We start from the raw sequence: 7,917 nt of genomic DNA on the forward strand, positions 1-7,917 counted from the left end.
AGGTCGTATGTTAACATTAAAGAATATTTCTAAACAATTCGGCCATAAGCAAATTTTTAAGGATTTCAATCTCAATGTAGAAGAAGGGAAAATTCTTGCTGTTGTTGGGCCCTCTGGCGGTGGTAAAACGACCCTGCTACGTATGCTGGCAGGACTTGAGAAAATCGATTCGGGTCAGGTCATCTATCAGGAAAAAGAAGTACCTTTGAATCATCTAGAGTCAGAAAATATCCTCGGTTTTGTTTTTCAGGATTTTCAGCTTTTCCCACATTTGACAGTATTAGAAAATTTGATTTTGTCACCGACGAAAACAATGGGGACTTCCAAGGATGAAGCTGTTAAGAAGGCTAGAGAACTCTTAGCCAAACTTGGCTTAGAGGAACATGCGGATGCCTACCCTTTCTCCTTGTCTGGCGGTCAAAAGCAGCGAGTTGCCTTTGCGCGTGCGATGATGATTGACCCTAAAATCATTGGTTATGATGAGCCAACCTCAGCCTTGGATCCGGAGCTGCGCCAGGAAGTAGAAAAATTGATCTTGCAGAACCGTGAGCTGGGCATCACACAAATCGTGATTACCCATGATATGCAGTTCGCCCAGAATGTTGCTGACGATATTCTGAGCATAAATCCTAAATAGCAGAGGGAGTATATAGATGAGATTAGCAAAATATTTCCTTTCTCTCTTGATACTTGTCCTCTTATCGGTCCTAACTCTCGGTGCCTGCAGCTCTAGGTCGAACTTTGCAACCCAGACTGATCAATGGTCAACATATACCAGAGAGAAGACGATCAAAATTGGATTTGATGCTACCTTTGTACCTATGGGGTTTGAGGAAAAAGATGGTTCCTACACAGGTTTTGATGTTGATCTGGCTAATGCAGTCTTCAAAAAGTATGGGATTAAGGTAGAGTGGCAGGCTATTGACTGGGATATGAAAGAGACTGAGCTTAAAAACGGTACAATTGATTTGATTTGGAATGGCTATTCCATGACTGATGAGCGCAAACAGTCGGTTTTATTTACAGAACCTTATATGATTAACCAGCAGGTTGTTGTAACCAAAAAATCTTCTGGAATTAATAGCCTCACGCAACTGTCTGGAAAAACTCTGGGAGCTCAGGCTGGTTCCTCAGGTTATGATGCTTTCACAGCAGAACCCGATATTTTGAAAGATCAGGTTAAAGACCAGAAGGCTATACAATACTCCACCTTTACCCAAGCCTTAATTGACCTTGATGCTGGACGGATAGATGCTCTCTTGATTGATCGTGTCTATGCTAATTACTATCTGGAGCAGGAAGGCAAGCTGGCAGACTATAATATTATGCCAGCGGGCTATGAAGCTGAAAATTTTGCAGTTGGTGCTCGAAAGGCTGATAAAAAACTGGTCAAGAAGGTTAATCAGGCCTTCACTGAACTCTATCGGACAGGGAAATTCCAGAAGATTTCTCACAAATGGTTTGGTGACGATGTTGCTACAGAACAAGTAAAGAGCGAAGCTCGATAGGCCGCTTTCACTCTCACGACAATCATTATTAGTGAACTTTCTGATTCATTTGAACAAATCTGTATCTGAAAAAAATAACGTGTTTTCATTTTTTAAATTATATAAAAATCGCATGAATTTAGTGTTTAAGCCTGATTTCATGCGATTTTATTTGACTCTCTAATTTCTGTAGTGGACAAATCCACTTTGGAATAATAGGGGTTTATATTGGATTTTTAACTGGACTTTCTTCATTTTTACGTGCTGCATGGTTAATGTTCTAGTTGACTTGGTTGGTAGGAGCGGACACTTCCTTTGTAATCTGGTGAAAAATCAGTTTCCATTGTTCGTGACGACGCCAGATACTGACGTGGCGGTTTCCCTCAAGTTGATAGGTAATCAACTTGGTCTTTTGGCTGATGGACACCATCTTAAAGTATTGAAAATTACTGGAGTAGTAGGGGGCTAGCTTAAGAAAATTTTGAAGTGATAGGAACTGACCGTCTTCATTAACCATCATAAAATCATCGGCAATATAGGCCTCGTAATCCGGTATTTTAGACAGAATTAGTTTTTCAAATTTGTAGAGCTTGTTGTAAACATTTTCCAGCAGTTCATCCTCAGGAATAGCAGCTGGTTCAACATGAATGTCAACATCATAAACCTGAAACTCATCATGCAGGAGCTGCTCAACCTGTTCTGTGATCGCATGGCTCTCGTATACAGATAAATCAGGGTTCATTTCAAGCACTAAATCGAGAAAGATATTGCTGCCATAAGTACGGCCCCGTTGAGATTTCACAGCAGAAATTTTTGGAATTTGTAGAATAGCCTTCTCATATTGGGCTAACTGCTTATCATCAAAGCCATCTGATAGGTTAAAGGTTGCTTGGATAAAGATATCGTAAGCTGTTTTTAGAATAAAGTAGCAGATGATAATTGCAGCTATTCGATCAATAATGGGCATATTGATCGAGCTAGCAACAATGGCAATCGAAGTTCCAAGCGAGGTCAGAGCGTCGGAAATATTGTCTTTAGAGGCAGCCAATAGGGCGCTGGATTTGACTTTCTTAGATAGGTGCCGATTATAGAGGTAGACACCGTACATGACTAGAGCTGAGACCAGTCCGACAATGGCTCCTAAAGGATCAATGGCAGTCTGGTGGTTTGTCATTAACTTTTTAGCAGTTTCTACTAGAACCTGAAATCCTACTAAAAACATGATAAATGAAGTAATCAAACTTGCCAAATCTTCAATCTTCCAATGGCCAAAGCGGTGATCCTCATCGGCCGGTCGACTGGCTAAGTAAAGTCCGACTAAGAGAATGATGTTGCTCATAATGTCTGATAGATTATTAAAACCATCAGCAATCAAGGATGAAGAGGACAAAAGGTGCCCAAACAGCAATTTACTTACAGCTAAACTGATATAGGCAGCAATACTAACAATCGGTCCCCGTCTAGCCAAGCGGATGTTTTGTTCGTGCCTTGTCATATAGCCTCCTTGTAAGAATAACGATTCTCCCCATTATAACATGAATATTAGCGATCAGCTAGCCTTGATAAGGCTAATAAAAAACTAGAACGGGCAGGCAACCCGTCTAGTTAATATCAACTATTCTTTATCTGATACTTCCTGCTGCTTGGATTTGGCAAAATACTTTTTCGTTTCTGCGATAATAATCGGAGATAATCCAATCAAGGCAACAAGATTAGGGAAGGCCATAAGTCCGTTAACAATATCAGCAATGGTCCAAATCATTTCCAATTTAATGAAACCACCGATAGCAACCATGGCAACGAAAAGTAGTCGGTATAAAGGAATACTGGCAGCACCAAAAAGAAATTCAAAGCAGCGCTCACCGTAGTAAGACCAGCCTAGGATGGTTGTGAAAGCAAAAAGGGTTAAACTGATGGTCAGAGCCCAAATCCCCCAGTTACCAAAAACAGATGAAAAAGCGGATTGTGTGAGGACAGCACCGTCTAACTCAGAAGTCCAACCGCCTGTGACAATGATAGCCATCCCTGTCAATGTACAGATGATAATTGTATCAATAAAGGTACCAGTCATAGAAATGAGCCCTTGCTCAACAGGTTCCTCCGTTTTAGCAGCAGCAGCAGCAATTGGCGCAGATCCAAGCCCAGATTCGTTAGAGAAAACACCGCGGGCAATTCCTTTTTGAATAGCTACCATAACAGTTGCTCCAAGAAAGCCTCCAGTTGCTGCCTTACCAGTAAAGGCAGATGTCAGCACTAACACGATGCTTGGAATAAACTTATCGTAGTTGACAGCCAAGACAATAATAGCAGCTAAGACATAAATAACCGCCATGAAAGGGACGACAAAGGTTGAAACCTTAGAGATAGATTGGATACCACCAAAGATAATAATAGCTACCAGAATGGACAATACGATACTGACAATACGCGGATCCAGTCCCAGGCTATTCTTGATAGAATCAGTAATAGAATTAACCTGAGTAAAGGTTCCAGACCCCAGCAGGGCGGTCATGGTTCCAAAGATAGCAAAGAGGATCGCTAGCCATTTCCAATGTTTACCAAGACCGTTAACAATATAGTACATAGGACCGCCGGCAATCTCACCGTTTTCATCTTTCTCGCGGAATTTAATAGCTAGGAGCCCCTCGGAATATTTAGTGGCCATACCAAAGAAGGCAGCCATCCACATCCAAAAGAGGGCACCGGGGCCACCTGCCTTGATAGCCGTCGCAACACCAACGATATTACCTGTTCCCACCGTAGCAGCCAGAGCTGTACATAGAGCCGCAAAACTGGAAACATCGCCATGGCCCTCGCTATTTGCAAAAATTAGCCGCAGGGCGCGAGGCAGCTTGGCCACCTGTAGTAGTCCCAGCCGAACACTGAGATAAATTCCTGTTCCGACCAGAAGAATCAATAGGGGAGGCCCCCATACATAGGTATCAATTTTAGCTAATAAATCTAACATAGTGTCAATCCAATCTTTTTAGTTTTATACTCAAAGAAAATCAAAACTGAAAGCGTAGCAACTTCTTAAATGCCCTTAATTCTTATTAGAATATTGAGATTATAGGGTGTTTTCGCTAGGGAAGTAATATACTATAGGTTGTAATTTTCAAAGAGGATTAGGCATCACCACAAGAAAAGGGCTAGTTAAGTTGCCTAGCCCAGTCTGCCTGACACATTTCATCAATATATCCTTATTTATTATAAAATAATATTTTCACTTGTCAAATGGAGTTAAGAAACAAGTATTCCTATTTATGACGATTAAAGTATGACGTCGTTTCCTTTATAATAACGGGTGACAGCAGGAGCAGAGCAACCAAATTAGGCAGAGCCATAAGTCCATTGACGATATCAGCAATTTTCCAGATAACTTGCAGCTGCAAGAAGCCACCGAGTGCTACCATAAGCACAAAGACGCAGCGATAAAGGGTAATAGCCTTGGTACCAAAAACGAACTCAACGCAGCGCTCACCGTAGTAAGACCAGCCCAAAATGGTTGTAAAGGCAAAGAGAGCAAGAGATAAGGTAAGGACAAGGCTGCCAATATTGCCAAAAACTGAAGCAAAGGCACTCTGTGTCACTGCCGCTCCCTCAAGTCCCTTAACAGACCACTGCCCTGTAATCAGAATAGAGAGGCCCGTTAAAGTACAAATAACAATAGTATCAATAAAGGTACCAGTCATAGAGATTAATCCTTGTTCAACAGGTTCCTCCGTTTTAGCCGCTGCCGCTGCAATAGGTGCAGATCCAAGTCCTGATTCGTTGGAGAAGACCCCGCGGGCAATCCCGAGTCTGATAGCTTGCATAACAGTCGCTCCTGTAAAGCCGCCGACAGCAGCGGTTGGTGTGAAAGCAGATTTAAAAATCGCCGCGATTGTTGGAATAAGGTTTTGATGGTTAATAACAATGATGGTCAGTGCAGCTAGAATATAAAGAATTGCCATAAATGGTACGATTTTTTCTGATACCTTGGAAATTGATTGAATGCCGCCGAAAACGATAATCGCTACGAAAATAGCAATTAGGATACTGACAATCTGTGGTGACCAGCTAAAACTGTTCTGCAGGGATTCCGTGATAGAATTGACCTGTGAAAAGGTTCCGATTCCTAAAAGAGCTACGAGGATACCAGCTAGGGCAAAGAAGTAAGCCAAGGGTTTAGCAATAATACGCAGGCGTCCTGTAATTCCATTGATAATATAGTACATGGGACCGCCTGAAACTTGCCCATTGTCATCTTTAGTCCGATATTTGATAGCGAGAAGTCCCTCAGCGTACTTGGTAGCCATTCCAAAAAAAGCAGCTACCCACATCCAAAAGAGGGCACCAGGACCGCCGGTTCCGATAGCCGTCGCAACACCGACAATGTTACCGGTTCCGACGGTAGCGGCTAGGGCTGTTGCTAAAGCAGCAAAGCTGGAAATATCACCTTCTCCCTGATCCTCAGCAAAGATGAGTCTAAAGGCTTTAGGCAGACGAAGAATCTGTAACAACCCCAGTCGAAAACTGAGGTAGATTCCTGTTCCTACTAGCAGCACTAAGAGCGGTGGGCCCCAGACAAAGTCATCAATTTTGGTAAAAAAGTCTAACATAATCATATCCCTTCTGAAACCGATGAAATCATCATCCCAAGTACGAAAAAAGTCCAGACAGTAATGTCATGGACTTCTAAAAAGACTGGTCAGAAAAATAAAAACTACCTAACCTCTTATAGGCTTGATCGCTTATTTTTGCTGAAAATTCTGTCCTTTTGCCTGAGAGTTTGAGCAGTTGACTGCCTTGCCCCTTCGGCGTTCCCCTAATTGGGAAGCTCTCCAGAAGTCCGTCCACCATCAGTCCTATTCTAAGCACTAGAAACCTGAGAGCATTACTCCTTCGGCGAAAGACCCTGTCTTTTCTCTCCTGATGATTTCAATCGGTTTATTTATGATAATACTGTCCTAGTTTAGCTCAATTTCCGAATACTGTCAAGGTTATTTTCCATAAATAATAGTATATTCCGAATTATGACCTAATCAAACGATCCCTTTCCCGCTTGGAAAAATATTTGGGATGGGCAACTCTCTAAAAAACAATAAGTTCGATCCTATTTCAAACTGATCTGTGTTACAATATTAAATATTAGGGACATTTACATAAAAAGGGGGAGAGCGGGCACATGGCCAAGCGCAAGAAAATTTTCTATGTCCAAGTGGAATTGCTAAATGGGAAACGTTGGCACTACCAGCTCCCTAACGATCTTCAAAAACCTATGCGTATATACTTTCATGAGCATCCTAATAGTTGGAAGCCCCTGCTGACAGGGGCTCTTATCAATGTTCCAAGCGGCTACTATACCCCTGCTAATCACTACCAGCCCTTAATCCGTCTAGCCCGAGTTCGTAAATTCTACTACCGCTACAATGAGCAATACTGGCGCAGTCGCGGTCAGTTCTTGATAAGAGAGAATTGGCAGACTGCTGGTTTTAAGCAGCTTAGGGATGGTGCTCGTTTTTTACGCCATGATTTCAAGTGGCGCAGTAAGTTGATGATTACATGGGATTACTGTCGCTGGCGTTTTCGTTACCGAAAAGAACTGCGTAAGGATTAATGTGAAGCACTTATTGGAATTTTTTATAGATAGTTCAAGCATTACAATTGAGTGATTTCTAAAAGGTGTTTAATAAGAGCTTGTGAACTGCTGTCAATTAATTCCTTACTTGACTCGAAGGAAAATCCATAACTTGTAAAAATAGGCAAAAGCTCTCCGCCAATATGTTTAACCGTGCTTTGGAATGGAGCAATCAGCTCTTCCATGGTATGACCGATGCTTTTTTCAGGTGAATAATTCTCCTCTTTGTCCCCAATGGAGATAATCAGGCTGAATTTTTTACCTGTGAGTTTGTCTCCTTTTGATCCATAGGCCCATCCATGTGTTAAAACATCATCAAACCATTTTTTGAGAAGGGGTGGATAACTATACCAATAGAGGGGATATTGAAAAATTATGGTTTCATATTGTTCTAATAAGGCCTGCTCTTTAGCAACATCAATCTCCCAATCGGGATACAGGGTATGAAGCTCGTGTAGTTTAAATTTTTCAGGAAACTTTTTTAATTCAGCTTTCCAACTTTTGTTTACTTGCGACTGATCGATGTTAGGGTGCGCTAATATGATTAAGGTTTTCATTTTTGATCCTCCTTTATGACTTTCTATTTCTATTTTCTTATAATTTTAAAATATGTAAATACCCACAAATAAATCAGTAAATACTTACTTTAAAGTCAGTATTTAAAGTAGGAGTGACGGATGATATAATAACCCAATTTGTAAAATTAAGCTAGACAGAAAAAAGCCATTTATGATAGGCTCAGATAAACACCACATTTGTCTGAGAGGAACTACCATAAATGACCTACACCCATCTTACCACAAACGAACT

7 protein-coding genes and 2 riboswitches are annotated in these 7,917 nt (G+C 41.4%); of the genes, 3 read left to right on the plus strand and 4 right to left on the minus strand.

Going from position 1 to position 7,917, the window contains the following annotated elements; genetic code table 11:
- The first annotated feature begins 7 nt into the window (after nucleotides 1–7).
- Both AC4HAL_RS09745 and AC4HAL_RS09750 read left to right on the plus strand, forming a co-directional pair.
- Complete coding sequence (locus AC4HAL_RS09745) at nucleotides 8–637, plus strand: amino acid ABC transporter ATP-binding protein (RefSeq protein WP_491094023.1); 630 nt, start codon at nucleotides 8–10, stop codon at nucleotides 635–637.
- Nucleotides 638–653: 16 nt separating this feature from the next.
- A complete protein-coding gene (locus tag AC4HAL_RS09750) occupies nucleotides 654–1,508 on the plus strand; it encodes an amino acid ABC transporter substrate-binding protein (RefSeq protein WP_491094024.1) in 855 nt (284 codons plus the stop codon).
- Nucleotides 1,509–1,767: 259 nt separating this feature from the next.
- Here AC4HAL_RS09750 and AC4HAL_RS09755 read toward each other — a convergent pair whose 3' ends face one another.
- The 3 genes from AC4HAL_RS09755 to AC4HAL_RS09765 form a co-directional block, all read right to left on the minus strand.
- Nucleotides 1,768–2,982 (minus strand): cation diffusion facilitator family transporter, encoded by a 1,215-nt coding sequence (locus tag AC4HAL_RS09755; protein WP_491094025.1) that lies wholly within the window; start codon nucleotides 2,980–2,982, stop codon nucleotides 1,768–1,770.
- A gap of 120 nt (nucleotides 2,983–3,102) precedes the next feature.
- Complete coding sequence (locus AC4HAL_RS09760; RefSeq protein ID WP_491094026.1) at nucleotides 3,103–4,455, minus strand: alanine/glycine:cation symporter family protein; 1,353 nt, start codon at nucleotides 4,453–4,455, stop codon at nucleotides 3,103–3,105.
- Nucleotides 4,456–4,744: 289 nt separating this feature from the next.
- The gene (locus tag AC4HAL_RS09765; protein ID WP_491094027.1) at nucleotides 4,745–6,088 is read right to left on the minus strand and encodes an alanine/glycine:cation symporter family protein; all 1,344 of its coding nucleotides are present in this window, start codon (nucleotides 6,086–6,088) and stop codon (nucleotides 4,745–4,747) included.
- Between the two features lie 148 nt (nucleotides 6,089–6,236).
- Nucleotides 6,237–6,316, minus strand: a riboswitch (glycine riboswitch).
- A gap of 3 nt (nucleotides 6,317–6,319) precedes the next feature.
- Nucleotides 6,320–6,411, minus strand: a riboswitch (glycine riboswitch).
- A 243-nt stretch (nucleotides 6,412–6,654) separates the two neighbouring features.
- Here AC4HAL_RS09765 and AC4HAL_RS09770 point away from each other — a divergent pair.
- Nucleotides 6,655–7,086 carry a DUF7679 family protein gene (locus AC4HAL_RS09770; RefSeq protein WP_491094028.1) on the plus strand — a complete coding sequence of 144 codons (432 nt, stop codon included), beginning with the start codon at nucleotides 6,655–6,657 and terminating at the stop codon, nucleotides 7,084–7,086.
- 41 nt (nucleotides 7,087–7,127) lie between these two features.
- Here AC4HAL_RS09770 and AC4HAL_RS09775 read toward each other — a convergent pair whose 3' ends face one another.
- Complete coding sequence (locus AC4HAL_RS09775; RefSeq protein ID WP_491094029.1) at nucleotides 7,128–7,664, minus strand: NAD(P)H-dependent oxidoreductase; 537 nt, start codon at nucleotides 7,662–7,664, stop codon at nucleotides 7,128–7,130.
- Between the last annotated feature and the right edge of the window lie 253 nt (nucleotides 7,665–7,917).

The sequence above is a fragment of the Streptococcus sp. ELY_125 genome (genome assembly GCF_058314535.1).